The following is a 25,209-nucleotide window of genomic DNA, read 5'->3' as shown; positions in this document are numbered from 1 at the left end:
CCGTGATCGACGGCGACCGGATGGAGGTGTGGCTCACCCCGCGCGACCACGGCCCGGCCGCCGTGGCGGAGGCGAGTGTGCGGGTGCGGTGGTCGGTGGGGCCCGCCGGGACGGTGACGCTGTCGCCGGGGTGCGCGCGGACCGGGGAGCGGACGGTGGTCTGCGGGACCGGCGCGCTCGTCGCGGGCCAGGCGGGGGAGGAGATCCGGCTGGGCGTCCGGCTGCGGGTGCCCGCGCCGGAGGTGACCCTGGAGGTGGAGACCGTGTGGAACGGCGGGGTCACCGACCCCGACCGCACCAACGACCGGCTGCGGGTGCTGGTCCTGCCCACCGGCGACGAGTACTCGTTCTGACACCCGCGACGCGAGGAGGCCGCCATGGCCGGGAACGACACCGCGCGGCCCCGGCTGCTCGCGGAGCTGGACGCGGTGTCCCGCCGCTACATCGCCTCCTACGCCCTGTTCAACCAGGCCGTCGCCGACCGCATCGGCCTGCACCCGACCGACCTCCAGTGCCTGAACCTGCTCACCCTGGAGCCCGAGCCCGTCACCACCGGCCATGTCGCCGCGATGACCGGCCTCACCACCGGCTCCGCGACCCGCCTGGTGGACCGGCTGGAGCGCGCCGGGTACGTCGTACGGCGCCGGGACGCGGGCGACCGGCGCCGGGTGCTGGTCATCCCCGTGCCGGAGAGGATCGCGGAGTTCCGGCGCGTCTGGGATGAGCTGTCCGGCGACTGGTCGCGCATCTTCGGGGAGCTGGACGACACCGAACTCGCCGTGATCATCGGGCACATGCAGCGCACGGTGGAGTTCACCCGGGAGCGGATCGCCCGGCTGCGCGAGGGCCGGGACGCCGACGGCGCGGGGTGAGAGCCGGGTAAAAAGGGCGCCCCCGGGCCCTGGGCCCCGGCCGGAGCGCCGCCGCCCTTGGCAGACTGGGGGCGTGCCCCACACCGTGCCCCACACCACGCCCCCCACCGTGCTCCTCGCCGAGGACGACCGCGCCATCCGTCATGCCCTGGAGCGGGCCCTGACTCTGGAGGGCTACGCGGTGACGGCGGTCGCCGACGGCGTCGAGGCGCTGGCGCAGGCCCACCGCACGCCGCCGGACGTGCTGCTGCTGGACGTGATGATGCCCGGCATCGACGGCCTCCAGGTCTGCCGGGTGCTGCGCGCCGAGGGCGACCGCACCCCGATCCTGATGCTCACCGCGCTGGTGGAGACCGCCGACCGGATCGCGGGCCTGGACGCGGGCGCCGACGACTACGTGGTGAAGCCCTTCGACGTCGAGGAGGTCTTCGCCCGGCTGCGCGCCCTGCTGCGCCGCACGAGCCCCGCCCCCGCGGGCGAGCCCGGCCCGGCGCGCGACGCGCAGCTCTCCGACCGGCAGATCGAGGGCGCGGGCATCCGCATGGACCTCCAGGCCCGCCGCGCCTGGCGCGCGGGGCGTGAACTGGAGCTGACCCGCACCGAGTTCGAGCTGCTGGAGCTGCTGGTGCGCAACGCGGGCATCGTGCTCGACCACGCCACCATCTACGACCGCATCTGGGGCTACGACTTCGGCCCCGGTTCCAAGAACCTCGCCGTCTACGTCGGTTATCTGCGCCGCAAGCTGGACGCGCCCGGCGCCCCGCAGCTCATCCACACCGTGCGCGGTGTGGGGTACGTGCTGCGGGAGGAGTAGTGGGCCGCACCTGGCGGCTGCCGGGCGGCTCCCGCACCGGGCTGCGCTCGCTGCGCACCACGTTCGCCGTGTCGTTCGCGGCCGTCACCGCCGCCGTCACGATCCTGGTCGGCATCCTGTCGTACGGCTCGGCCGCGCGGCTGGTCCGGGTGGACCAGCAGTCGGTGTTCACCCAGGTCGTGCGGGACGTCCAGGCCGAGGTGCGGCAGCACCCGATGACCCCGGACGACTTCTCCTCCGCCCGGCCCGGTCACGACCTGGTGCGGCCCGCCCGTACGGACGTGCAGGTGCTCGGGCCGGGTGGCGAGGTCGTGGACCACGGCTCCCCCGGCCTGCCCGTCACCGCCCGCGACCGCGAGGTGGCGGGCGCGCCGGGCGCGGGGAAGCTGGCCGAGCACAAGGACGTACGGGTCGGCGAGGATCTCTTCCGGGTCGCCACCGTCTCGCTCGGCCGGGGGCGGGGCGCGGTGCAGGTGGCGCAGGAGTTCAGCGACACCGAGGACCTGCTGCGCACCCTCCAGCAGCGCACGCTGATCCTGATGGCGGCCGTGGTGGTGGGTGCCGGACTGTTCGGCTGGTGGCTGGCCCGCCGCATCACCCGGCGCCTGGTGCTGCTGACCTCCGCCGCCGAGGACGTGGCCCGCACCCGCCGCCTCGGCATCCAGGTGCCGGTCACCGGGCCGGACGAGGTGGGGCGCCTGGGCCGCGCCTTCGACCGGATGCTGGGCCGGCTCGCCCAGTCCGAGGAGGACCAGCGGCGGCTGGTGCAGGACGCGGGCCATGAGCTGCGCACCCCGTTGACCTCGCTGCGGACGAACATCTCGCTGCTGCGCCGGATCGACGAGCTGCCGCCGGAGACGCGGGAGGACCTGGTGGCGGACCTGACGCTGGAGGCGCGTGAGCTGACCGACCTGGTCAACGAGCTGGTGGACCTGGCCGCCGGGCAGTCGGACTCCGAGCCGCCGCAGCAGGTCGACCTCGCGGACGTCGCGGAGGACGTGGTGGGGCTGGCGGGGCGCCGTACCGGGCGGCGGATCGTGCTGGCGGTGAGCGGGGACACGTACGCGGAGGGCCGTCCAGGGCTGCTTCAGCGGGCGCTGTCCAACCTGGTGGAGAACGCGGCCAAGTTCGACCCGGAGGGGACGGAGCCCATCGAGGTGCGGGTCACCGGGGCGGCGGGGACGGTCCGGGTGGAGGTGCTGGACCGGGGGCCCGGTGTCGCCGAGGGCGATCTGCTGCGCATCTTCGACCGCTTCTACCGGGCCGCGGACGCGCGCTCCCAGCCCGGCTCGGGGCTCGGGCTGTCCATCGTGCGGGAGATCGCGATGTCCCACGGCGGGGCGCCGTTCGCCTACCGCAGGGAGGGCGGGGGCGCGGTGATCGGGTTCACGGTCGGCGGGGGAGCAGGCCCCTCGGAGGGCTAGGGGCGCTCGTCCTCGGGGCCCCGGCGGGCCGCCGAGAGGGTCCAGGCCAGGTTGCCGACCGCCGCTCCGGCCGCGACCACGGCGACGATCACCCCGCCGGTGGTCAGGCCGTCGCTGAACAGATGCGGGCGCTGGTCGAGGCTGTGCAGGCCGAAGCCGCACAGTTCGTAGACTCCGACGGCCGCGATGGCGAGGCTGACGAAGAGCAGGGTCAGGGTGGGTTTCAGGTCCCGCGCATCGACGACCGGCGTCGACGCGGTCCCCGCCGGTTCGGTCTCGGATCGTGTCTGGTGCATGTCTCCCCGATGAACTGGCTTGTGGCTGGGGGCGGTTGAAAACCTACGATACGTAGGCCCGGCCCGGTGCGGGCGGGATTGCCGTGCGGTTGCTCCCTGGGTGTGGACAACGACGGCCGGCCCCTCCGGGCGACGGCTCTGGCGTCCGGACTGGCGAGCGAGGCCGTGTATACGACCCCCTCCATCATGGCCGACGGCTCAGTGCCGCAGCGCCGTCCCTACGTCCGCCCGTATGTCGCCGGACAGCTCGCGGTGGCTGCGGGCGGTGGCCCGGCCGGTCGCCCCGGCCGCGACATCGTCGACGTTCACGATCACCGTGTCCTGCAGATCGCCCTTCGCGTCACGGAAGTTGACCTGCACGGTGAAGGACTTCTTCGCGCCGGTGGTGTTCTTCGCGGACACCTCGGCCGTGGGTACGTTGCCCTTGCCGGTGGTGACCTTTCCCACCGAAACGTCCTTCTTGGCGTCCACCCCGCCCTTGACCTGGTCCAGCTTCCGCTTGGCCTCCGCCGTGGCCGAGGCCACCGTGCCGGAGGCGCGCGAGGCGAGGGAGGAGGCGGCCGAGGCGGCCTTGCGGGCCTGGCCGGAGGGGCTGTTGCCGTCCGAGCAGCCGGTCACCGCGACCGCGAGCGCCGCCATCAGGGCCGTACCGGCCGCCCGCCGTGTCCCGCACCCAGCCATGCCAGCCTCCCGAATTCGGCTCCGCTGCCCCCAGTGAAGGCGGGGTCACCGCTGTCCGCACGCCGGGTGCGGCAGGCGTGGGGCGCGCACACCTGAACGGCCCACCGTCGCTCGCGCCCGCTCGGGGCTCGGGATGTGCTGCTCCTACGGCAGGCAGGGACACGGCTTCGACGGAGGTGGGCGGGCATGGCGGATCGGGAGCCGGGCGACGACGAGATGGCCCGGCTGCGGGAGCGCGTCGACGCGCTGGAGTCCCGCCCGCCGCCCGTACGGCACCGCGCACGCTCGGCGTGCGCGGCCGTACTGATCGTTCTCGGCTGCCTGCTCGCGCCGCTGGCCCTGGTCGCCACCTGGACGGCCGACCTGGCGGACGACACCGACCAGTACGTCGCCACCGTCGCGCCCCTCGCCCGCGATCCCGCCGTGCAGGACGCCGCCGCCGCCCGGATCACCGACGAGCTGATGCGGTACCTGGACCTGGCCGGCCTGCTGAAGGACGTGGCCCCGGCCGACCGGCCCCGGCTGGAGAAGGCCCTCGGCGCGCTCGGGAAGTCGCTCGACGACGCGATCTCCGGGTTCGTCCGCGACAAGGCGCGCGAGGTCGTCGCGTCCGACACCTTCGCCCGCTTCTGGACCGACGCCAACCGCCGGCTGCACACCACGGTGGACAAGGCGCTGACCGGCAGCGGCGGGGGAGCGGTACGGATCGAGGGCGACGCGGTGACGGTCGATCTGGCCCCCGTCGTCCAGGAGGTCAAGTCCCGGCTGGTGGAGGCGGGTCTGAAGCCCGCCGCCAAAATCCCGGACGTGCATACGGACTTCACGGTCCTGCGGACGGAGAAGGTCGCCGATCTCCAGACGTACTTCCGGCTGCTGCAACTGGCCGGGGTGTGGCTGCCCGTCGTCGCCGCGCTGTTCCTCGCCGGCGGGGTGCTGCTCGCGGTCCGCCGCCGCCGGGCGCTGGTGGCGGCGGCTCTCGGGTTCGCCGTCACCGCCCTCCTGCTGGGCGTGGGCCTGACCGTCTTCCGGGCCTTCTATCTGGACGCGCTGCCCGCCTCGGTTTCCCAGCCCGCCGCCGGGGCGGTCTACGACACCCTGACCCGCTTCCTGCGCACGGCGGTACGGGCGGTGGTCGCCCTCGGTGTGACCCTCGCCCTGGCCGCCTGGCTCAGCGGCCCCGGCCGCCACGCCCGCGCCCTGCGCCAGATCTGGCACGCGGGCATCGGTGCGGCCCGCGCCCAGACCGACCGCCTCGGCCTCCGCACCGGCCCGGTGGGCCCCTTCGTCCACCGCCACCGGGTCTGGATCGGCTGGCTGCTGGTGGCGGGCGCGGTGGTCGCGTTCGTCCTCTGGCCGCATCCCACCGGCTGGGTGGTCGTGGGTATCGCGCTGGCGTTGCTGTTCGCCCTGGCGGTGGTGGACTTCGTGGGGGAGGAGCGGGCGGCCTGAGCCGTCAGACGGCGTCGCGGCGGAGGCGGGGGCACGGGTGTCCCACCTCCGGCAACCCTCCGCTCAGGGCCACACCAGGCAGTAGGGCTGGTGGCCCGCCTCGTGCAGTCTGTGGCTGAAGTCCTGCCACTCGTGCAGGAGCTGGTACACGTTGAACGCGTCGCGCGGGCCGCCGCGGTCCGGGACCGTGGACCAGATGAAGGCGGCCGCGCCGACCGCTTCCTCGCCGATGTCGCGGAGGGGGTCGACGACGGTCATGGGGAGTTTGACGACGGCGTAGTCGGGGTGGAGGACGACGAGTTCGAGGGGCGGGACCTTGTGGAGGGGGACGCCCTCGATGCCGGTCAGCACCATCGCGGCCATCGTCTCCGGCTTGATCTTGGTGAACATGCCGTTCATGCCCAGCTCGTCGCCGCCGAGTTCCTCGGGACGCATCGAGATGGGGACGCGGGCAGCGGTCGCGCCGTCCGGCGCACCGAAGTATTTGTACGTCACCCCCACCCGACCACCATTTCTGCTCCCCGCCCCGAGGTCGGCGGTCCGGTCGCCCCGCTCGGGCTCACTCGGTAGACCCTGTGCCTGTCGTGCGTCGGCCTGACGTGTTTCGGTCGCTTCCTCCGCTTCGCGCCGGTGCCTTCCCCGCCGGGCTCGCCGAGGACCCAGGTCGTCAGTCCCCTCGCCCAGTCCGCCACCGCGATGCATATCTCCACCCGAGTGCTTTTCTAGGACGCGTGGCCCCCGCCGCGCAACCCGATCATCGTGTCAGTGACCTCCCCCACGGCCGCCCGCCGAAACGTGCGGTGAAACCGAAGTCCGCAGGATCTTCCCGGTCTCAGATCACTACGTGCCGCGGAGGTGTGTGTATCAGCTGTCAGTCTCGCAGATCGTGAAAGACCGGCCAGGAAGGTCGGCCGGATCGGCCCCCAAGAGCGACAGCACGAGCGCTGGACCCCGCCCCGACGGGGCACGGCGCCGCCGCCGGGCCGCTCCGCCTACCCTGAGGGGGTCACCACCCCACCGGAGTCCGAGAAGTCGGAGAAGCCGCACGTCATGAGCGAAACGCCCTACCCCTACGACGCGCCCGTCTCGCAGGCGCTCTTCGACCGCGCCTCCGAGGTCACGCCGGGTGGCGTGAACTCGCCGGTGCGCGCCTTCCGCGCGGTCGGCGGCACGCCCCGGTTCATGGTCTCGGGCAGCGGGCCGTACCTGACCGACGCCGACGGGCGGGAGTACGTCGACCTGGTGTGCTCCTGGGGCCCGATGATCCTGGGCCACTCGCACCCCGAGGTCATCGCCGCCGTCCAGGAGGCGGTCGCGCGCGGCACCTCCTTCGGCACGCCCGGTGAGGGCGAGGTCGCGCTCGCCGAGGAGATCGTCGCCCGCGTCGAGCCGGTCGAGCAGGTCCGTCTCGTCAGCAGCGGCACCGAGGCCACCATGTCGGCGATCCGGCTGGCCCGCGGGTTCACCCGGCGGTCCAAGGTGATCAAGTTCGCCGGCTGTTACCACGGCCACGTCGACTCCCTGCTGGCCTCCGCCGGCTCGGGCCTCGCCACCTTCGCGCTGCCGGACACCCCCGGTGTCACCGGTGCGCAGGCGAGCGACACCATCGTGCTGCCGTACAACGACCTGGAGGCCGTGCAGGAGGCGTTCCACCGGCACCCCGGCGAGATCGCCTGCGTGATCACCGAGGCGTCGCCGGGCAACATGGGCGTCGTCCCGCCGGAGCCCGGTTTCAACCAGGGCCTGAAGGACACCTGCGCCAAGAACGGCGCGCTGTACATCTCCGACGAGGTGATGACCGGCTTCCGTACCTCTCGCGCCGGCTGGTACGGCGTCGACGGCGTGAAGCCCGACCTGATGACCTTCGGCAAGGTGATGGGCGGCGGCTTCCCCGCGGCCGCGTTCGGCGGGCGCGCCGACGTCATGGCGCACCTGGCCCCGGCCGGCCCGGTGTACCAGGCGGGCACCCTCTCCGGTAACCCGGTCGCCACCGCCGCCGGTCTCGCCCAGCTCCGGCTGCTGGACGACGCGGCGTACGACAAGGTCGACGCGGTCTCCGCGCAGATCCAGTCGCTGGTCACCGAGGCGCTCACCAAGGAGGGCGTGGCCCACCGGCTGCAGCACGCCTCCAACATGTTCTCGGTGTTCTTCACCGACCGGCAGGTGCGCACCTACGAGGACGCCAAGCGGCAGGAGTCGTTCCGCTTCACCGCGTTCTTCCACTCGCTGCTGGCGAACGGCGTGTACCTGCCGCCGTCGTCCTTCGAGTCCTGGTTCGTGTCCACGGCCCATGACGAGCGGGCCATCCAGAAGATCGCCGACGCCCTCCCGGTGGCGGCCCGAGCCGCCGCGGAGGCGACCGCGTGACCACCCCCGAGAGCAACGCCGGTGAGAAGGACGTCACCGTCGTCCACCTGATGCGCCACGGCGAGGTGCACAACCCCGACGGCCTGCTGTACGGGCGGCTGCCCGGCTACCACCTCTCCGAGCTGGGCCGGAAGATGGCCGAGCGGGTCGCCGAGCACCTGGCCCCGCGCGACATCACCCGTGTCGTCGCCTCCCCGCTGGAGCGGGCGCAGGAGACGGCCACCCCGATCGCCAAGGCGCACGGTCTCGACCTCGCCACCGATGCCCGGCTCATCGAGGCGGACAACGTCTTCCAGGGCAAGACCTTCGGGGTCGGGGACGGCGCGCTGCGCAACCCCGACAACTGGAAGCACCTGGTCAACCCGTTCAGGCCGTCCTGGGGCGAGCCGTACGTCGACCAGGTGGTGCGGATGATGGGCGCGCTGAACGCGGCCAAGGACGCGGCGCGCGGGCACGAGGCGGTGCTGGTGAGCCATCAGCTCCCGATCTGGATCGTGCGCAGCTATGTCGAGCGGCGCCGGCTCTGGCACGACCCGCGCAAGCGACAGTGCACGCTGGCCTCGCTGACGTCCTTCACCTACCTCGGCGACAAGATCGTGTCCGTCGGCTACAGCGAGCCCGCGATCGACCTGGTCCCGGCGCATCTGCGCGCGGGGGCCAAGCCGCAGAAGGGCTCCGAGGCGCAGGGCAAGGCTTTCGGCGCCTGAACCGGCCGATCGAGGAACCTCCCCGTTCGTCACATCATCTGACTGTGTGAATCCAGTGAGCGTGACGAATCGGGGAGCTTCATGCAGACCATCACCCGGCGGGGAATACTCGGCCTCGGCGCGGGAGCGGCGGCGGCCGGACTCGTCGGCTGCGGCACCTCCGCGTCCGTGGGCGGCGGCAAGCACCCGAGCGGTTCGGACCGGCCCTCGCCCAGTGGCAGCACCCCCGCCAAGGCCCGCCCCATCGGCGACGGCTCCACCGCCTTCACCGGCAAGCAGCCCCATCAGCCCGCCCGCCCGCAGCCGCTGGAGCCGGGTCAGACCCCGCCCCAGTTCGTGGTCTTCTCCTGGGACGGCGCCGGCGAGGTCGGCAACGGCCTCTTCCCACGCTTCCTGGACCTGGCCAAGGAGCACGGCGCGAGCATGACCTTCTTCCTCTCCGGGCTGTATCTGCTGCCCGAGTCGAAGAAGCGCCTCTACAACCCGCCGAACAACCCGCGCGGCGCCTCCGACATCGGCTACCTCACCGACGAGCACGTCAAGGCCACGCTGACCAACGTGCGCCGGGCCTGGCTCGAGGGCCACGAGATCGGCACCCACTTCAACGGGCACTTCTGCGGCGGCTCCGGCACGGTCGGCAACTGGACGCCCGCCCAGTGGCGCAGCGAGATCGAGCAGGCCAAGAAGTTCGTCAAGGAGTGGCGCACCAACACCGGCTGGACCGACCTGCCCGCGCTGCCCTTCGACTACGACAAGGAACTCGTCGGCGGCCGCACCCCCTGTCTGCTCGGCCAGGACAACCTGCTGCCCACCGCCCGCGAGCTGGGCTGGCGCTACGACGCCTCCTCGCCCGGCGGCCGCCAGATGTGGCCGGTCAAGCGCCGGGGCATCTGGGACCTGCCGCTCCAGCAGGTGCCGTTCCCCGGACACTCCTTCGAGGTGCTGTCCATGGACTACAACATGCTGGCCAACCAGTCGGTCAACTCGACCAAGGCCCCCTCCTACAACTATCCGGGCTGGCGCAAGCAGTCGGCGCAGGCGTACATCAGCGGCTTCCAGCGCGCGTACGAGACCAACCGGGCGCCGTTCTTCATCGGCAACCACTTCGAGGAGTGGAACGGCGGGATCTACATGGACTCCGTCGAGGAGGCGTTCAAGCACGTCGCGCGCGAGAAGGAGAAGGGCGCCGATGTGCGGCTGGTCTCCTTCCGGCAGTTCACCGAATGGCTGGACGTCCAGCGGCCCGAGGTGCTGGAGAAGCTGCGCACCCTGGAGGTCGGCCAGAAGCCGGCCGGGGGCTGGAAGGCGTTTCTGGCCGACGGTGGGAGCGGCGGCACGGGCGGCGCGGGCGACAAGAGCGCCGACCCCGACGCCGCGTGACGATAAGTCTGTAATGCCCGGTATAAATGCCCCCTGAAAGGCACTTTTCGGCCTGACAGGGGGGCGGGCGAAACCGCCGGAACCGCCATGCGAAACTTTTCACATGAGTACCCGTAGCCGCGCCGCCCTGCTCGGTGCCGTGGCCGCCGCCGCGGCCCTGACCCTGTCCGCGTGCGGCAGCGGCGGGACCTCCGGCGGTGGCGGCGACACCAACTTCGTCACCGGCCACAACGGCATAGACACCGCCGCGAAGAGCGAGCGCGCCAAGGCCCCCGCCCTGTCCGGCAAGACGATCGACGGCAAGACCCTCGACGTCGCCGACTACCAGGGCAAGGTCGTCGTCCTCAACGTCTGGGGCTCCTGGTGCGGACCGTGCCGGGAGGAGGCCAAGTACTTCTCCAAGGTCTCCAAGGCGTACGCCGACAAGGGTGTGCAGTTCGTCGGGATCAACACCCGCGACACCAGCACCACCCCGGCCCTCGCCTTCGAGAAGGCCAACGGGATCACGTACCCGAGCCTGTACGACCCGACCGGCAAGCTGATGCTCCGCTTCCCCAAGGGCACGCTCAACCCGCAGCTCATCCCGTCCACGCTGATCCTGGACCGGGACGGGAAGGTCGCCGCGCGGGCGCTGGAGGCGCTCGACGACACGGCCCTGCTGAAGATGCTCAAGCCGGTCCTCGCGGAGAAGTGACGTGAGCGCCCTGCTGACGCTCGCCGCCGTGACGAGCCGCAACGAGACCGTGCTCAACGGCGCCCTGCTGCTCGCCCTGCCCGTCGCCGTGCTGGGCGGGCTGGTCTCCTTCTTCTCGCCCTGCGTGCTCCCGCTGGTCCCCGGCTACCTCTCCTACGTGACCGGCGTCACCGGCACCGACCTCGCCGACGCCCGGCGCGGCCGGATGACCGCCGGCGCCACCCTCTTCGTACTCGGCTTCACCGTGGTCTTCGTCTCCGGCGGCGCCCTGTTCGGGTACTTCGGGCAGACGCTCCAGGGCTACAAGGACGTGCTCACCCACGTCCTGGGCGTCCTGATGATCCTGCTCGGCATCTTCTTCATGGGCCTGATGCCCTGGCTGACCCAGCGCGAGTTCCGCTTCCACAAGCGCCCCGCTACCGGCCTGATCGGCGCGCCGGTGCTCGGGGCGCTCTTCGGGATCGGCTGGACGCCCTGCATCGGCCCGACCCTCGCCTCCGTCGTCGCCCTCTCCTCCCAGCAGGCGAGCGCGGGCCGGGGCGCGATACTGACCGTCGCGTACTGCCTCGGGCTCGGCGTGCCCTTCGTGCTCACCGCGATCGCCTTCCGCAAGGCGCTCGGCGCCTTCGGCTGGGTCAAACGCCACTATGTCTGGGTGATGCGCGCCGGCGGCACGATGATGATCGTGACCGGCGTGCTGCTGCTGACCGGTGCCTGGGACAGCCTGGTGCAGGAGATGCAGACCTGGTCCGACGGCTTCTCTGTGGGGATCTGAACGATGAGCGACACCGAAACCGAGCAGAGCCAGGACCAGGAGGGTCTCGGCGCGGCCGGCTCACAGCTCTCCACCGCGCCCCAGGAGGACACCGGCACCCTGCCGGGCCTCGGCGTCATCGGCTGGGCCCGCTGGTTCTGGCGGCAGCTCACCTCCATGCGGGTCGCGCTGCTGCTGCTCCTGCTGCTCTCCCTCGGCGCGATCCCCGGCTCGCTGATCCCGCAGACCGGCGCGGACGCGAGCAAGGTCGAGGCGTTCCGGGCGGCGCACACCACGCTGGCGCCGGTCTACGACAAGCTCGGGCTGTTCCACGTGTACAGCTCGGTGTGGTTCTCCGCGATCTACATCCTGCTGTTCGTCTCGCTCATCGGCTGCATCGTGCCGCGCACCTGGCAGTTCGCCGGCCAGCTCCGCGGCCGCCCGCCGGGCGCCCCGCGCCGCCTGGACCGGCTGCCCGCGTACACCACCTGGCGCACCACCGCCGACCCCGAGCAGGTACGCGCCGACGCGCTCGCCCTGCTGAAGAAGCGCCGCTTCCGCGCCCACACCGCCGGTGACGCGGTCGCCGCCGAGAAGGGGTACCTGCGCGAGCTGGGCAACCTGGCCTTCCACATCGCGCTGATCGTGCTGCTGATCGCCTTCGCCTCCGGCCAGCTGTTCAAGTCCGACGGCACCAAGCTGGTGGTCGAGGGCGACGGCTTCTCCAACGCGCTGCCGATGTACGACGACTTCAAGTCCGGCAGTCTGTTCCGCAACGACGACCTGGTGCCGTTCAGCTTCGACCTCAAGGACTTCAAGGGCACCTACGAGCTGTCCGGCCCCAACCGCGGCACCCCGCGCACCTTCGAGGCGAAGATCGACTACAGCGTGGGCGCGGACGGGAGGACCCGCGCCAAGACGGTCCAGGTCAACCAGCCGCTGAAGATCGACGACTCCAAGGTCTACCTGGTCAGCCACGGCTACGCGCCCGTCATCACCGTCCGCGACGGCAAGGGTGAGGTGGTCTACAAGGACGCCGTGCCGCTGCTCCCGCTGGACGGCAACGTCACCTCGCAGGGCGTCATCAAGGTCATGGACGGCTACCACGACGCCAAGGGCCGGTACGACCAGCTCGGCATCCGGGCCTTCTTCCTGCCGACCTACGGCGGCGGTGCCTCCGTCCTCTCCCAGTTCCCCGCGCTGCTCAACCCGGTGCTCAACCTGGAGCCGTACCACGGCGACCTCGGGGTGAACTCGGGACTGCCGCAGAGCGTGTACCAGCTCGACAAGAAGCACATGAAGGGCTTCAAGGACGACCAGGGCAAGCAGCTCCGGGCCAACCTGAAGCCCGGGCAGACCATGAAGCTGCCCGGCGGTGCCGGCACCGTCACGTTCGAGAAGGACGTCAAGGAATGGGCCGGCTTCCAGATCGTCCAGGAGCCGGGCGGCGCCTGGGCGCTGGGCGGCGCCATCACCGCGATCCTCGGCCTCGCCGCGTCCCTCTTCATCCAGCGCCGCCGGATCTGGGTGCGGGCCGTGCGCGGCGCCGACGGGGTCACGGTGGTCGAGATGGCCGGGCTCGGCCGCAGCGAGTCCGCCAAGGTCCCCGAGGAACTGGGCGACCTCGCCGGAACCCTCTACGACCGGGCGCCGGGCGCCCCCGACACCCACGAAGACGTATCCCACGCCGTACCTGCCGAAGGGGCTGAGCAGTGACTCTCGCCGCCGCAACCGACCTGGCCGCCGCGACCAACGAGCATCTGGCGAGCATCAGCAACACGCTCATCTACTCCTCGATGGCCGTGTACACGCTGGCCTTCTTCGCCTACATCGCCGAGTGGCTGTTCGGCAGCCGCAGCAAGGTCGGCCGTACGGCCGCCGCGCTCACCGCCGACACCGCGCCGGCCAGGAGCGCCCCGGCCGTGACCGTGAAGCGGGCGGGCGGCACCACCGTGCTGGAGCGCCCGCAGGTCGTCGTGCGCTCCGCCGCCGGTGCCCGTGACGTGCCGGACGGGCCCGGCGCCCACGGCGGCGACGTCCAGGGCGACATGTACGGCCGGATCGCGGTCTCCCTCACCGTGCTGGCCTTCCTGGTGGAGCTGGCCGGTGTGGTCGCCCGCGCGGCCTCCGTGCAGCGCGCCCCCTGGGGCAACATGTACGAGTTCAACCTGACCTTCTCCACGGTCGCGGTCGGCGTGTACCTGGGCCTGCTCGCCTGCAAGAAGAACGTGCGCTGGCTCGGCCTGTTCCTGATCACCACCGTCCTGCTGGACCTCGGCCTCGCCGTCACCGTGCTCTACACCGCCAGCGACCAGCTGGTCCCGGCGCTGCACTCGTACTGGCTGTACATCCACGTCTCCACCGCCATCTTCTGCGGCGCGGTGTTCTACGTGGGCGCGGTCGCCACGATCCTGTACCTCTTCAAGGACTCCTACGAGAACAAGCTGGAGAGCGGTGGCACGCCGGGCACCTTCGCCCGCTCGGTGCTGGAGCGGCTGCCCGCCTCCGCCTCGCTGGACAAGTTCGCCTACCGGGTCAACGCGGCCGTCTTCCCGCTGTGGACGTTCACGATCATCGCGGGCGCGATCTGGGCGGGCGACGCCTGGGGCCGGTACTGGAACTGGGACCCCAAGGAGACCTGGTCCTTCATCACCTGGGTCGCCTACGCCTGCTACCTGCACGCCCGTGCCACGGCCGGCTGGAAGGGCCGCAAGGCCGCCTACCTGGCGATGATCGCCTTCGGCTGCTGGCTGTTCAACTACTACGGCGTCAACATCTTCGTCAGCGGCAAGCACTCGTACGCGGGCGTCTGAGCGCGGGGTCGTAGAGACTGGGGGCATGCACGGTTCCATCGAACAGGGCATGAGCCAGACGCACGGCAACACGCACATCCGGCACTTCCTGGTGCGGCTGCCGAGGTCCATGGAGGAGGTCTGGCCCGCGGTGGCCGACGCCGAGGGCCTCTCCGCCTGGTGCACCCCGGTCGACGTGCTCGAACCCCGCCTGGACGGCATGGTCGCGCTGCGCGACCTGGGCGCCGGGCGGATCACCGCCTGGGACGTGGACCGGGTCGCGGAGTACACCGTCGAGGGCGGCGGCCGCCTCCGCTTCCACCTCGAACGGGACGGCGAGCGGGGCAGCACCCTGCGCTTCACCCACGAGTACCAGGGCGAGGGTGCCTCCGAGGCGGAGTGGCGCAACCGTTTCGAACGACTGATCGAACAGCTGGACTAGCCGGTCCCGTCCCGCTCAGGCGGGCAGCGCCGACATCAGGTCCCGCAGGCGCTCCACGTACAGGCCCATGTTCTTGGCGGCCACGTCCGTGTCCGGGTGGCGGCTGGCCAGCCAGAGGCCGTCGTGGGTGCGGTTGACCCAGACGCAGACCTGGTCGCCGTAGGAGACCCGGAGCAGGGCGCGGGCGTTCTGCTCTGCCCAGCGGGCGGCGCCGGGGATGCCGCGGGTGTCGACGAAGGAGACGATCGAGTACAGGTCCGGGGACGTGGGCCGGAAGTCCGCGCCGAGCAGGCCCAGCACCCGGGCCAGCGGCATCCGGGCCATGGCGCGGTTGGCCTGGAGCTGCGCCCGCACCGCCCGCAGGGTGGCGGCCAGGTCGGGGGCGTGGTCCAGCGGCACCTCGATGGGGGCGCCGCCGACGAACCAGCCGACCGAGTCGCTCCACTGCGACTTCACCCGCGTATGGAACGGCACCACCGTCCGGTACACCGACTGCTCGCCCAGCTCCTGCACGATCAGCGCGGTCGCCGCCAGCAGCCCGACCAGGCTGCCCCCGTACGGCCGGCAGTGGGCCTCGAACGCGGCCGCCGCCTCCGCGCCCACCAGCGGCTCGCAGATCATCCGCTGCGGCGGCAGAGACCCGCCCGGCTCCACGCCCAGCTCCACCGGGAACGAGGGCAGCGTGCCGTCGCAGCGGCGGATGAACTCCCGCCAGCGGGCCACCGTCTCGTGCTCGCCGTCCAGCCGGTCCGCGTCCGCCCGCTCGATCTCGCAGAAGTCCACGTAACTGGCGGCCGGGGTGCGCACCACCGGCCCGCGCCCCTGAAGGCCCGCCGTGTACAGCTCCTCGATCTCGGCCGGGATGCCGTGCAGCGAGTAGGCGTCCACATTGCTGTGGTCGAAGGCGAGGAAGACGGTGACCGAGTCGTCCCGGACCACGGCCGCGTAGATCAGGTTGGGCCAGCGCAGCGCGTCCGCGACCGTGTCGAAGCGGGACTGGAGATGCGCGGTCAGCGCGGCCGCGTCCGTGAACTCGCCCCCGGCCTCCCGGTGCAGGGTGACGTCCCCGGCGTCCAGGGTGAAGCGGCGCAGCTCCTCCCCGTCCGCGCCGGCCCAGCGGAAGCCGCTGCGCAGCGTCTCGTGCCGGACCGTCCAGGCCCGCAGGGACTCCTCGAGCACATCGAGGTCGACCGGCCCGGCCAGGTCGAAGGAGGTGCCGAGCCAGGTCGGGACGAACAGGCCGTCCTCCCGGACGTGCCGGGCCGTGCGGATGTGCGATTCCTGGATGTAGGCGGGCGGGCGGGAGTCCTCCGGCAGGCCGTGCGCCGTGGCGACGGTCGCCGGACTCAGCGTCCACTCGACGAGCCGACCCGGCCGGACCTCGCAGCGCTGGATGTCAGTGATTCGCACGCGTCTCCGATCGCAGAAGGGGACCCCGGTGTGGTGGGGCCCCCGTCAAGGGAATGCCGTCGCACGCGGTGGAGACATGCCCGCGCGGGGCTTTTCAGCGGAACGGATGGCGGGCCGAACGCGTGACCGTGCGCGCCGTCAGCCGCCGGCGAACCCGATGTCCTCGTTCCACAGTTCGGGATTCCCCGCCACGAACTCCCGCATCAGCGCGCCGCATCCGGGATCGTCCAGCAGTACGACCTCCACCCCGTGCGCGGCCAGCCACTCGTGCCCGCCGCTGAAGGTCCCCGCCTCCCCGACCACCACCCGCGAGATCCCGAACTGCCGCACCAGCCCGGAGCAGTACCAGCACGGCGACAGCGTGGTCACCATCGTCGTACCCCGGTACGAAGGGCGCCGCCCCGCGTTCCGGAAGGCCGCCGTCTCCGCGTGCGTCGCCGGGTCCCCGTCCTGGACCCGGCGGTTGCGCCCCCGCCCGAGCACCTCGCCGTCCGGCCCGTAGAGAGCGGCCCCGATCGGGATGCCCCCTTCCGCGTGTCCCGCCCGCGCCTCTTCGACGGCGGTACGCAGCCAGTCCCGCGCCAGCTCCAGATCCATGGGGGCACTGTCCCCGGAGCGGCACGGGGGCCAAACCCGCCTACAGCGCGGTCTCGGCCGCCCGGCGCGTGAACCGGCTCCGGCGTGCCGAGTTCGAGGCGCGCTTCCCCGGACTGCTGGACCTGGTCCTCAGGGGCGACTGAACCCTGTCGCCCGCCGGGTCACTCCGTACCCGGCTCGTCCTTCTTCAGGGAGCGCAGGAAGTCCGGGTTGTCGTCGGGGGCCACCCAGGTCGGGGCCGGACCCGCCGGGTGGCGGACCTTGCCGGTGATCAGCCAGGCCAGCGGGCCGACCAGGACCTCGCCGAAGAGCAGGACGATGAACACCCAGGCCACCTTCGGCAGGTGGCGGACCTCGTCCTCGGGGGTGTTCAGACAGTCCACGAACGCGTAGATCCACAGGGCCAGGACCAGCAGGAACGGCAGATACCTGAGCATGGTCGCGCGATCTCCCCACGGTGTGGACGGCCCCGGTGACCGGGCCAGCGTAGCCGGTGGCCGATACTGGGACACATGGCTTACGACGATCTTCGCTCCCTGCTGCGGGCGCTGGAGCGCGAGGGAGACCTCAAGCGCATCAAGGCCGAGGTCGACCCATACCTGGAGGTCGGTGAGATCGTCGACCGCGTGCAGAAGGCCGGCGGACCGGCGCTGCTCTTCGAGAACGTCAAGGGCTCCGCGATGCCCCTGGCGATGAACGTCTTCGGCACCGACCGCCGCCTGCTCAAGGCGCTCGGGCTCAAGTCGTACGCGGAGATCTCCGACAAGATCGGCGGGCTGCTGCGGCCCGAGCTGCCGCACGGCTTCGTCGGTGTCCGCGAGGCGTTCGGCAAGCTCGGCGCGATGGCGCACGTTCCGCCGAAGAAGGTCAAGGGCGACCACGCGCCCGTCCAGGAGGTCGTCCTCACCGGTGACGACGTGGACCTGGACCTGCTCCCGGCCCTGTTCACCTGGCCCCAGGACGGCGGGTCCTTCTTCAACCTCGGGCTCACCCACACCAAGGACCCCGACACCGGCGTCCGCAACCTCGGTCTGTACCGGCTCCAGCGGCACGACAAGCGCACCATCGGCATGCACTGGCAGATCCACAAGGACAGCCGGAACCACTACCAGGTCGCCGCGCGCCGGGGTGAGCGGCTGCCGGTCGCCATCGCCTTCGGCTGCCCGCCCGCCGTCACCTACGCCTCCACCGCCCCGCTCCCCGGCGACATCGACGAGTACCTGTTCGCCGGGTTCATCGCGGGCAAGCGGATCGAGATGGTCGACTGCAAGACCGTCCCGCTCCAGGTGCCGGCCAATGCCGAGGTCGTCATCGAGGGGTGGCTGGAGCCGGGCGAGATGCTCCCCGAGGGGCCCTTCGGCGACCACACCGGGTTCTACACCCCGCAGGAACCATTCCCCGCGCTGAAGATCGACTGCGTGACGATGCGGAAGCGGCCGCTGCTGCAGTCCATCGTGGTCGGCCGTCCGCCCACCGAGGACGGGCCGCTCGGCCGCGCCACCGAGCGGTTCTTCCTGCCGCTGCTGAAGATCATCATCCCGGACATCGTGGACTACCACCTCCCCGAGGCGGGTGGCTTCCACAACTGCGCGATCGTCTCGATCGACAAGAAGTACCCGAAGCACGCGCAGAAGGTGATGTCCGCGATCTGGGGGGCGCACATGATGTCGCTGACCAAGCTGATCGTGGTCGTCGACTCCGACTGCGACGTGCACGACCTGCACGAGGTCGCCTGGCGGGCGCTGGGCAACACCGACTACGCCCGTGACCTGGTGGTCGCCGAGGGCCCCGTCGACCATCTCGACCACGCCTCCTACCAGCAGTTCTGGGGCGGCAAGGCGGGCATCGACGCGACGAAGAAGCTGCCCGAGGAGGGCTACACGAGGGACGGGGGCTGGCCGGAGATGGTCCTGTCCGACCCCGCCACGGCGGCGCTGGTCGACCGGCGCTGGAAGGAGTACGGGCTGTGAGTACCGCTGCCGCCGTCCCGCAGCCGGGGCGCACCAAAGCCTTCCTGCGCCTGGTGATGATCGAGCACTCGGTCTTCGCGCTGCCCTTCGCGTACATCGCCTCGCTCACCGCCATGTACCAGTGGGACAAGAACATCCACTGGGCGCGGCTGCTGCTGGTCACCATCTGCATGGTCGGCCTGCGCACCTTCGCCATGGCGGTCAACCGGATCATCGACCGCGAGATCGACGCCCGTAACCCGCGCACCGCCCACCGCGAACTGGTCACCGGCGCGATGTCGGTACGGCACGCGTGGACCGGGGCGCTGGTCGCGCTGGTGGTCTTCCTCGGCTCGGCCGCCCTGCTGAACCCGTTGTGCCTGGCGCTCGCGCCGATCGCGGTGATCCCGATGGTGGTCTATCCGTACGGCAAGCGGTTCACCAACTTCCCGCAGGCGATCCTCGGCCTCGCGCAGGCGATCGGCCCGGTCGGCGGCTGGCTGGCGATCTCCGGCACCTGGTCCTGGGACGCGGTGATCCTCGGTTTCGCGGTCGGCATCTGGATCGGCGGCTTCGACCTGATCTACGCGTGCCAGGACGTGGAGACCGACCGCGAGGTCGGTGTGAAGTCGGTCCCGGCCCGCTTCGGCATCCCGGCCGCCATCTGGGGCGCGCGGGTCTGCCATGCGATCACGATGGCCCTGTTCGTCTGGTACGCCGTCCTCACCCACGCCGGCCCGTTCTTCTGGCTCGGCCTGGTCATCGTGGGTTCGGCCTTCGTCTACGAACACCGCATCGTCCGCCCCCACGACCTGTCCCGCCTGAACCGGGCGTTCTTCCAAGTCAACGGCTTCATCGGGATCGCGCTGTTCATCTGCGCGCTGCTCGATCTGCTCGTACGGGGGCTGACGGCCTGACCAAGGCGCACCCGGCCTGAGCACAGTGCGTCACGCCGGTACTCTCAAGGTGTGAACGCAGGACAAACGCAGCGCGTGCCTTGGATCGTGGGGGTTTCGGGAGCTTCCGGGACGCCGTACGCGGCGGCGGTGCTGCGGGCGCTGCTGGATGCCGGGGAGGACGTCGACCTGGTGGTCAGCCGGGCCTCGCGGCTGACGCTGCTGGACGAGACGGGGATCTCGTTCCGGGACGCCCACTGGCGTGAGGACCTCGGGGACTGGCTGGCGCGCGGCGCCCACGGCAAGCCGGACACCTTCGCGCCGGATCTCGGCCGGGTGCGGTACTGGAACGCGGGGGACCTCGCGGCGGGGCCGTCCTCGGGGTCGTACCCGGTCAAGGGCATGCTGATCGTGCCGGCGTCGACCGCCTGCGTCGCCGGGGTGGCCCTCGGCCTGTCCAAGGACCTGCTGCAGCGGGCGGCGAGCGTGACGCTGAAGGAGCGCAGGCCGCTGGTGGTGGCGGTGCGCGAGACCCCGCTGAACGGGCAGACCCTGCGCCAGCTCGTCGCGCTGGACGACGCCGGGGCGAGCGTGGTCCCCGCCTCTCCGGCCTTCTACGCGGGCGCCACCCACATCCAGGACCTGGTGGACTTCGTGGCCGGCCGGGTGCTGGACGCGGCGGGCGTGCGGCACGGCCTGTACCGGCGCTGGAAGGGCGAGCTGGGCGGCGGGCAGGACAAGTAGGCGTGCAGGGCAAGTAGCGGTACCTCATATCTCTACGGCGAATTTCACACCGGAAGGCTTCGATCGCATGGACGCGGTGGACAGGCAGCTCATCCAGGCCCTGAGGGAGAACGGCCGGGCCTCGTACGCGGAGCTGGGGCGCCTCGTCGGCCTGTCGGGACCCAGCGTCACCGACCGCATCAACCGGCTGGAGGCGGCCGGGGTCATCACCGGTTACCGCGCCACGGTGGACGCGGCCTCGCTGGGCCTGGGGGTCACCGCGCTGATCGGCATCTCGCTTTCCGACGCCGCCGACCACGAGGACGTGGCCCGCAGGCTGAAGGACCTCACCGAGATCGAGGACTGCTGGTTCATCGCCGGTGACGACTCCTTCATGCTCAAGGTCCGCTCCTCCGACGTGGACGGCCTGGAGAAGACGATCCGCCGGCTGAGCGGCACCAAGGGCGTCTCCCGCACCCGCACCACGATCGTGCTCTCCACCAAGTGGGAGAACCGGGTCGGGGAGCTGCCCGAAGAGGTGTAGCCGCGGGGGAACGCGGGTGCGGGGGAGTACGGTTGGTCAGGTTGTCGTGGAAAGGTGTTGGTATGGACGTCGGACTCAAGCGCGAGCTGGAGGACAAGGTCCGCTCCGGTGAGCGGCTGACCCGTGAGGACGGCATCGCGCTCTACGAGTCGGACGACCTGGCGTGGCTCGGCGGCCTCGCCCACGAGGTGCGCACGCGCAAGAACGGCGACGTGGTCCACTTCAACGTCAACCGTCACCTCAACATGACCAACGTGTGCACGGCGTCCTGCGCCTACTGCTCGTTCCAGCGCAAGCCGGGCGAGAAGGACGCGTACACGATGCGCATCGAGGAGGCCGTGAAGCTGGCCAAGGCGATGGAGTCGGAGAACCTGACCGAGCTGCACATCGTCAACGGCCTGCACCCGAACCTGCCGTGGCGGTACTACCCGCGCTCGCTGCGGGAACTGAAGGCCGCGCTGCCGCACGTCTCGCTGAAGGCGTTCACGGCCACCGAGATCCACCACTTCGAGACGATCTCCGGGCTGAGCGCGAGCGAGATCCTGGACGAACTCATCGACGCCGGGCTGGAGTCGCTGACCGGCGGCGGCGCCGAGATCTTCGACTGGGAGGTCCGCCGGCACATCGTGGACCACCGCACGCACTGGGAGGACTGGTCCCGTATCCACCGCCTGGCGCACGAGAAGGGTCTGAAGACCCCGTGCACCATGCTGTACGGGCACATCGAGGAGCCCCGGCACCGGGTGGATCACGTGCTGCGGCTGCGCGAACTGCAGGACGAGACCGGCGGTTTCCAGGTCTTCATCCCGCTGCGCTACCAGCACGACTTCGTGGACATGAAGGACGGCAAGGTCCGCAACCGCCTCCAGGCGCGCACCCAGATGGCGACCGGCGCGGAGGCGCTGAAGACGTTCGCCGTCTCCCGGCTGCTGTTCGACAACGTGCCGCACGTGAAGGTGTTCTGGGTGATGCACGGCGTGCAGACCGCCCAGCTCGCCCTCCAGCACGGCGCGGACGACATGGACGGCTCGGTCGTCGAGTACAAGATCACGCACGACGCGGACAACTACGGCACCCCGAACAAGCTGACCCGCGAGGATCTGCTCGACCTGATCCGCGACGCGGGCTTCCGCCCGGTGGAGCGCAACACCCGGTACGAGATCATCCGTGAGTACGAGGGTCCGGACCCGCTGCGCCGGGAGACCCCGCAGGCGATGCGCGTCTGACGTCACGGACGCCGGTTGAGCCGGGGCCGAGGTAAGGACTACCTTGGCCCCGTGCCTCTTACCTTCACCCTGGACCCCGCCGTCACCCCCGAGCTGCGCGACGGCCTGCTCGGCCTGTGGGCGGACGTCGCCAACGCGGGCGGCGCCGTCGGCTTCGTGGCGCCCGCCACCGTTGAGGACATACGTCCCGAGCTGGTCCGCTCACTGGCCCGGCTCGCCCAGGGGCACAGCAGGCTGCTGGTCGGGCACGACGAGGAGGGGCGGGTCGCCGCGACCGCGTTCCTCACCTTCAACACCCACCGGCTGATGGGCCACTGGCTCTGGCTGTATACGGTGATGGTCCACCCCAAGTACCAGGGTCTCGGCCACGGCCGCGACCTGCTGGCGGCCGCCGCCGACGCCGCGCGCGGTATCGACGGCATCGAGGCGATACGGCTGGGCTGCCGGGGCGGTCTGGGCCTGGAGCGCTTCTACGCCTCCTGCGGCTACCGCGAGGTGGGCCGGGTACCGGACGCCATCCGGGTCGCGCCCGGTGAGTACCGCGACGACGTCACCATGCTGCTGACCCTGCGCTGAGCCCGCCCACCCCCTGCCAAGATCGGGTACGGGGCGTGCTTCACTGGACGGTGCACGCCTTTGGGGCCGAAACGACACGGAAGAGTGGATTGAGATGCTCCGCTACACGCTGATGCGCCTCGGCGTCTTCGCCGGCTGCCTCGTGGTCGCCTGGGGAGCCGTCTACTCCGGGATCTTCCCGCGCGGGTTCGGTGCCTCCAACCTCTTCTGGATCGTGCTGCTCGCCATGATCCTCTCGGCGCCCATCAGCTGGGTGGTGCTGCGCAAGGAGCGCGAGCGGGCCTCGGTCCAGGTGGCCGGCCGGGTGGAGCGGATGAAGGCCAACCTGGACGCCAACCGCAACCAGGAGGACGCGGCCGAGACGGCCGGCCGGGCTTCCTGACTCCGGCGGGGCTTCCTGACTCCGGCCGGGAAGCGGAACATCCCTCACGAAAACTCCGGGACTGCACACATCCGGTGCCGTACCACCGCCCGATGCGCACAAGGTCACCACAGGTGCCTCGTACGATCGCCAGCCTGACGGCGGCGCACCGGTGCGACGGACGGCCGCCCTGAACGCCCCGGTGCGCGGGGCGCGTATGTCATGCAGCAAGCAGTACGCCGCTGCACGTCCCAGGAGCCGCCCGTGACCGCCCCGTACCCCAACGCCCCCGTCTCACCCGCCCCGCACGTCTCGGCCCTCGACTACGACGGCCGCCCGGTGCTGGTGGAACCGGAGATCCGGCGCCTGGACGGGGCCGTCCGGGAAGTGGCGGTGCCCCCCTTCGCGCCCCCGGTCACCCACGGCTCGCTGGCCGACCTGCCCTTCGACAACGCCGAGGCCGCGCCCGGCGCGGTGGTGCTCAGCCGGAAGAACGCCTCCGGCGAGTGGGAGGACGTGACGGCCGGGCAGTTCGCCGCCGAGGTGCTGGCGGTGGCGCGCGGGCTGGTCTCGGAGGGGCTGATGCCGGGCGAGCGGATCGCCGTCATGGCCCGCACCCGGTACGAGTGGACCCTGCTGGACTTCGCCGCCTGGGCGGCCGGCCTGGTCACCGTGCCCGTCTACCCGACCTCCTCGGTCTACCAGACCCGCTGGATACTCCAGGACTCCGGCGCCGTCGCCCTGATCACCGAGACCACCGCCCAGGGCGCCGCCATCGCGCCCGAACTGGCCCAGCTCCCCGACCTGCGGCACGTCTGGGTCATCGACGAGGGCCACGTGGAGCTGCTCGCCGAGGCGGGCGCGGGCACACCGGACGGTGAGGTCGCCGTACGCCGGGGCATGCTGGGCCCCGACACGCTCGCCACCCTGATCTACACCTCGGGCACCACCGGCCGCCCCAAGGGCTGCGCCCTCTCGCACGGCAACTTCTTCGCCGAGGTCGACAACGCCATCGAACTCCTCCACCCGGTGTTCAAGGTGACGACCGGTGAGGAGGCGTCGGTGCTGCTGTTCCTGCCGATGTCCCACGTCTTCGGCCGCATGGTCGCCATCGCCTGCGTCCGGGCCCGCGTACGCCTCGGCCACGCGCCCAGCCTCAAGCCCGAGCATCTGCTGCCGGACCTGGCCGCGTTCCGGCCGACCTGTCTGCTGACCATCCCGTACATGCTGGAGAAGGTGTACAACACCGCCCGCGCCAAGGCCGAGTCGAGCGGCAAGGCCGCCGCCTTCGACCGGGCCGCCGCCACCGCCGTGCGCTACGGCGAGGCGCTGGAGGCCCGCCAGACCGGCACCGGCAACGGCCCCAACGCGGCCCTGAAAGCCAGCCGTTCCCTCTACGACCCGCTCGCCTACCGCAAACTGCGCGCCGCCATGGGCGGCAAGGTCCGCTACGCCATCTGCGGCGGCTCCCCCCTTGGCCGCCGGCTGGCCGCCTTCTTCGCGGGCGCCGGCATCGAGATCTTCGAGGGGTACGGCCTCACCGAGTCCACCGCCGCCACCACGGTCACCCCGCCGCTGCGGCCCCGCCTCGGCACCGTCGGCTGGCCGCTGCCCGGCACCCGGGTCCGGATCGCGGCCGACGGCGAGATCCTGATCTCCGGCGACCATGTGCTGCGCGGCTACTGGGACCGGCAGGCGGGCGGTGTCGTCCCCGCGACCCGCGACGGCTGGCTGGCCACCGGCGACCTGGGCGAGCTGGACGACGACGGCTACCTCACCATCACCGGCCGCAAGAAGGAGCTGCTGATCACGGCGGGCGGCAAGTCGGTCGCCCCGGCCCCGCTGGAGAACTGGCTTCGCCAGCACCCCCTGATCTCCCACTGCCTCCTCGTCGGCGACGGCCGCCCCTACATCGGCGCCCTCATCACCCTGGACCCGGACGGCATCCACCACTGGCGCCAGATGAACGGCAAGCACCCGGTACCGCCGGAGCTCCTCGTCGGCGACCCCGACCTGAACGCCGTGCTGTGGGACGCGATCGAGCAGGCCAACCAGCTCGTCTCCCGCCCCGAGTCCATCCGCCGCTTCACCGTCCTCCCCGGCGACTTCACCGAGCACCACGGCCACCTCACCCCCTCCATGAAGCTCCGCCGCGCCCGCATCCTGCGGGACTTCGCGGACGCGGTGGAGGGGCTGTACGAGGGGTCGGGTCAGGTCACCGGGCCCTAGGCCCTGTCTGACAATTCCCGTCTGCC

The 25,209-nt window shown here is 71.4% G+C and carries 27 protein-coding genes; 21 read left to right on the top strand and 6 right to left on the bottom strand.

What is annotated here, in order from left to right:
• From GT030_RS33035 to GT030_RS33020, 4 genes are all read left to right on the top strand, one after another.
• Positions 1-353 (top strand): hypothetical protein (locus GT030_RS33035; RefSeq protein ID WP_161204217.1); only part of this gene is annotated, 353 nt, incomplete at its 5' end.
• A gap of 24 nt (positions 354-377) precedes the next feature.
• On the top strand, positions 378-872 hold the full coding sequence (locus GT030_RS33030; RefSeq protein ID WP_161204216.1) for a MarR family winged helix-turn-helix transcriptional regulator: 495 nt from the start codon (positions 378-380) through the stop codon (positions 870-872).
• A 109-nt stretch (positions 873-981) separates the two neighbouring features.
• Entirely contained in the window at positions 982-1,686 is a 705-nt protein-coding gene (locus GT030_RS33025; RefSeq protein WP_030813813.1) for a response regulator transcription factor, read from the top strand.
• The gene (locus GT030_RS33020) at positions 1,686-3,110 is read left to right on the top strand and encodes a HAMP domain-containing sensor histidine kinase (protein WP_161204215.1); all 1,425 of its coding nucleotides are present in this window, start codon (positions 1,686-1,688) and stop codon (positions 3,108-3,110) included. Before GT030_RS33025 ends, GT030_RS33020 begins: the two co-directional genes overlap by 1 nt.
• Here GT030_RS33020 and GT030_RS33015 read toward each other — a convergent pair.
• A complete protein-coding gene (locus GT030_RS33015) occupies positions 3,107-3,406 on the bottom strand; it encodes a hypothetical protein (RefSeq protein WP_237522983.1) in 300 nt (99 codons plus the stop codon). The two genes, GT030_RS33020 and GT030_RS33015, sit on opposite strands and share 4 nt — an antisense overlap.
• 198 nt (positions 3,407-3,604) lie before the next feature.
• Entirely contained in the window at positions 3,605-4,087 is a 483-nt protein-coding gene (locus GT030_RS33010; protein WP_161204214.1) for a hypothetical protein, read from the bottom strand.
• A 186-nt stretch (positions 4,088-4,273) separates the two neighbouring features.
• On the opposite strand from GT030_RS33010, the gene GT030_RS33005 reads away from it, so the two are divergent.
• Positions 4,274-5,536, top strand: coding sequence for a hypothetical protein (locus tag GT030_RS33005; protein ID WP_161204213.1), 1,263 nt, complete (start codon positions 4,274-4,276; stop codon positions 5,534-5,536).
• A gap of 63 nt (positions 5,537-5,599) precedes the next feature.
• Here GT030_RS33005 and GT030_RS33000 read toward each other — a convergent pair whose 3' ends face one another.
• Complete coding sequence (locus tag GT030_RS33000) at positions 5,600-6,238, bottom strand: hypothetical protein (RefSeq protein WP_202460864.1); 639 nt, start codon at positions 6,236-6,238, stop codon at positions 5,600-5,602.
• Positions 6,239-6,586: 348 nt separating this feature from the next.
• Between GT030_RS33000 and hemL the strand changes: the two genes are divergently transcribed.
• From hemL to GT030_RS32960, 8 genes are all read left to right on the top strand, one after another.
• Positions 6,587-7,903: a glutamate-1-semialdehyde 2,1-aminomutase gene (gene hemL, locus GT030_RS32995; protein ID WP_161204212.1), complete on the top strand. Its 1,317-nt coding sequence runs from the start codon at positions 6,587-6,589 to the stop codon at positions 7,901-7,903.
• Between the two features lie 50 nt (positions 7,904-7,953).
• On the top strand, positions 7,954-8,610 hold the full coding sequence (locus GT030_RS32990) for a histidine phosphatase family protein (RefSeq protein ID WP_161204219.1): 657 nt from the start codon (positions 7,954-7,956) through the stop codon (positions 8,608-8,610).
• An 81-nt stretch (positions 8,611-8,691) separates the two neighbouring features.
• Entirely contained in the window at positions 8,692-9,990 is a 1,299-nt protein-coding gene (locus GT030_RS32985) for a hypothetical protein (RefSeq protein ID WP_161204211.1), read from the top strand.
• Between the two features lie 103 nt (positions 9,991-10,093).
• Positions 10,094-10,684, top strand: a complete 591-nt coding sequence (locus GT030_RS32980) for a TlpA disulfide reductase family protein (protein ID WP_202460863.1) — start codon at positions 10,094-10,096, stop codon at positions 10,682-10,684.
• Position 10,685: 1 nt separating this feature from the next.
• Positions 10,686-11,459 carry a cytochrome c biogenesis protein CcdA gene (locus GT030_RS32975; protein ID WP_208621765.1) on the top strand — a complete coding sequence of 258 codons (774 nt, stop codon included), beginning with the start codon at positions 10,686-10,688 and terminating at the stop codon, positions 11,457-11,459.
• A gap of 3 nt (positions 11,460-11,462) precedes the next feature.
• Complete coding sequence (locus GT030_RS32970) at positions 11,463-13,154, top strand: cytochrome c biogenesis protein ResB (protein WP_161204210.1); 1,692 nt, start codon at positions 11,463-11,465, stop codon at positions 13,152-13,154.
• Complete coding sequence (ccsB, locus tag GT030_RS32965) at positions 13,151-14,251, top strand: c-type cytochrome biogenesis protein CcsB (RefSeq protein WP_161204209.1); 1,101 nt, start codon at positions 13,151-13,153, stop codon at positions 14,249-14,251. The genes GT030_RS32970 and ccsB overlap by 4 nt, the downstream gene beginning before the upstream one ends.
• A gap of 25 nt (positions 14,252-14,276) precedes the next feature.
• Complete coding sequence (locus GT030_RS32960; protein ID WP_161204208.1) at positions 14,277-14,672, top strand: SRPBCC family protein; 396 nt, start codon at positions 14,277-14,279, stop codon at positions 14,670-14,672.
• 15 nt (positions 14,673-14,687) lie between these two features.
• Here the strand turns inward: GT030_RS32960 and GT030_RS32955 are convergent, their stop codons facing one another.
• From GT030_RS32955 to GT030_RS32945, 3 genes are all read right to left on the bottom strand, one after another.
• Positions 14,688-16,082 carry a condensation domain-containing protein gene (locus GT030_RS32955; protein ID WP_161204207.1) on the bottom strand — a complete coding sequence of 465 codons (1,395 nt, stop codon included), beginning with the start codon at positions 16,080-16,082 and terminating at the stop codon, positions 14,688-14,690.
• Between the two features lie 138 nt (positions 16,083-16,220).
• Positions 16,221-16,679: a nucleoside deaminase gene (locus GT030_RS32950; RefSeq protein ID WP_161204206.1), complete on the bottom strand. Its 459-nt coding sequence runs from the start codon at positions 16,677-16,679 to the stop codon at positions 16,221-16,223.
• A gap of 161 nt (positions 16,680-16,840) precedes the next feature.
• Positions 16,841-17,116 carry a PLD nuclease N-terminal domain-containing protein gene (locus GT030_RS32945; RefSeq protein ID WP_135789312.1) on the bottom strand — a complete coding sequence of 92 codons (276 nt, stop codon included), beginning with the start codon at positions 17,114-17,116 and terminating at the stop codon, positions 16,841-16,843.
• Positions 17,117-17,191: 75 nt separating this feature from the next.
• Here GT030_RS32945 and GT030_RS32940 point away from each other — a divergent pair, with 75 nt between their 5' ends.
• The 8 genes from GT030_RS32940 to GT030_RS32905 all read left to right on the top strand — a co-directional run bounded on the left by GT030_RS32940 (position 17,192) and on the right by GT030_RS32905 (position 25,183).
• Positions 17,192-18,649, top strand: a complete 1,458-nt coding sequence (locus tag GT030_RS32940) for a menaquinone biosynthesis decarboxylase (RefSeq protein WP_161204205.1) — start codon at positions 17,192-17,194, stop codon at positions 18,647-18,649.
• A complete protein-coding gene (gene mqnP, locus GT030_RS32935; RefSeq protein WP_161204204.1) occupies positions 18,646-19,545 on the top strand; it encodes a menaquinone biosynthesis prenyltransferase MqnP in 900 nt (299 codons plus the stop codon). Before GT030_RS32940 ends, mqnP begins: the two co-directional genes overlap by 4 nt.
• A 75-nt stretch (positions 19,546-19,620) precedes the next feature.
• Entirely contained in the window at positions 19,621-20,268 is a 648-nt protein-coding gene (locus GT030_RS32930) for a UbiX family flavin prenyltransferase (RefSeq protein ID WP_161204203.1), read from the top strand.
• Positions 20,269-20,335: 67 nt separating this feature from the next.
• On the top strand, positions 20,336-20,791 hold the full coding sequence (locus GT030_RS32925) for an Lrp/AsnC family transcriptional regulator (RefSeq protein ID WP_018543802.1): 456 nt from the start codon (positions 20,336-20,338) through the stop codon (positions 20,789-20,791).
• 62 nt (positions 20,792-20,853) lie between these two features.
• A complete protein-coding gene (gene mqnE, locus GT030_RS32920; protein ID WP_086694190.1) occupies positions 20,854-22,017 on the top strand; it encodes an aminofutalosine synthase MqnE in 1,164 nt (387 codons plus the stop codon).
• A gap of 51 nt (positions 22,018-22,068) precedes the next feature.
• On the top strand, positions 22,069-22,593 hold the full coding sequence (locus GT030_RS32915) for a GNAT family N-acetyltransferase (protein ID WP_161204202.1): 525 nt from the start codon (positions 22,069-22,071) through the stop codon (positions 22,591-22,593).
• 94 nt (positions 22,594-22,687) lie between these two features.
• Complete coding sequence (locus GT030_RS32910) at positions 22,688-22,975, top strand: DUF4229 domain-containing protein (RefSeq protein ID WP_086694192.1); 288 nt, start codon at positions 22,688-22,690, stop codon at positions 22,973-22,975.
• A 318-nt stretch (positions 22,976-23,293) separates the two neighbouring features.
• A complete protein-coding gene (locus tag GT030_RS32905) occupies positions 23,294-25,183 on the top strand; it encodes a long-chain fatty acid--CoA ligase (RefSeq protein ID WP_346009795.1) in 1,890 nt (629 codons plus the stop codon).
• The last annotated feature ends 26 nt before the right edge of the window (positions 25,184-25,209 follow it).

Source organism: Streptomyces sp. SID1328 (genome assembly GCF_009865595.1).
Lineage (GTDB): Bacteria > Actinomycetota > Actinomycetes > Streptomycetales > Streptomycetaceae > Streptomyces > Streptomyces griseoluteus.
This window is presented reverse-complemented; position numbering and strand designations above follow the sequence as displayed.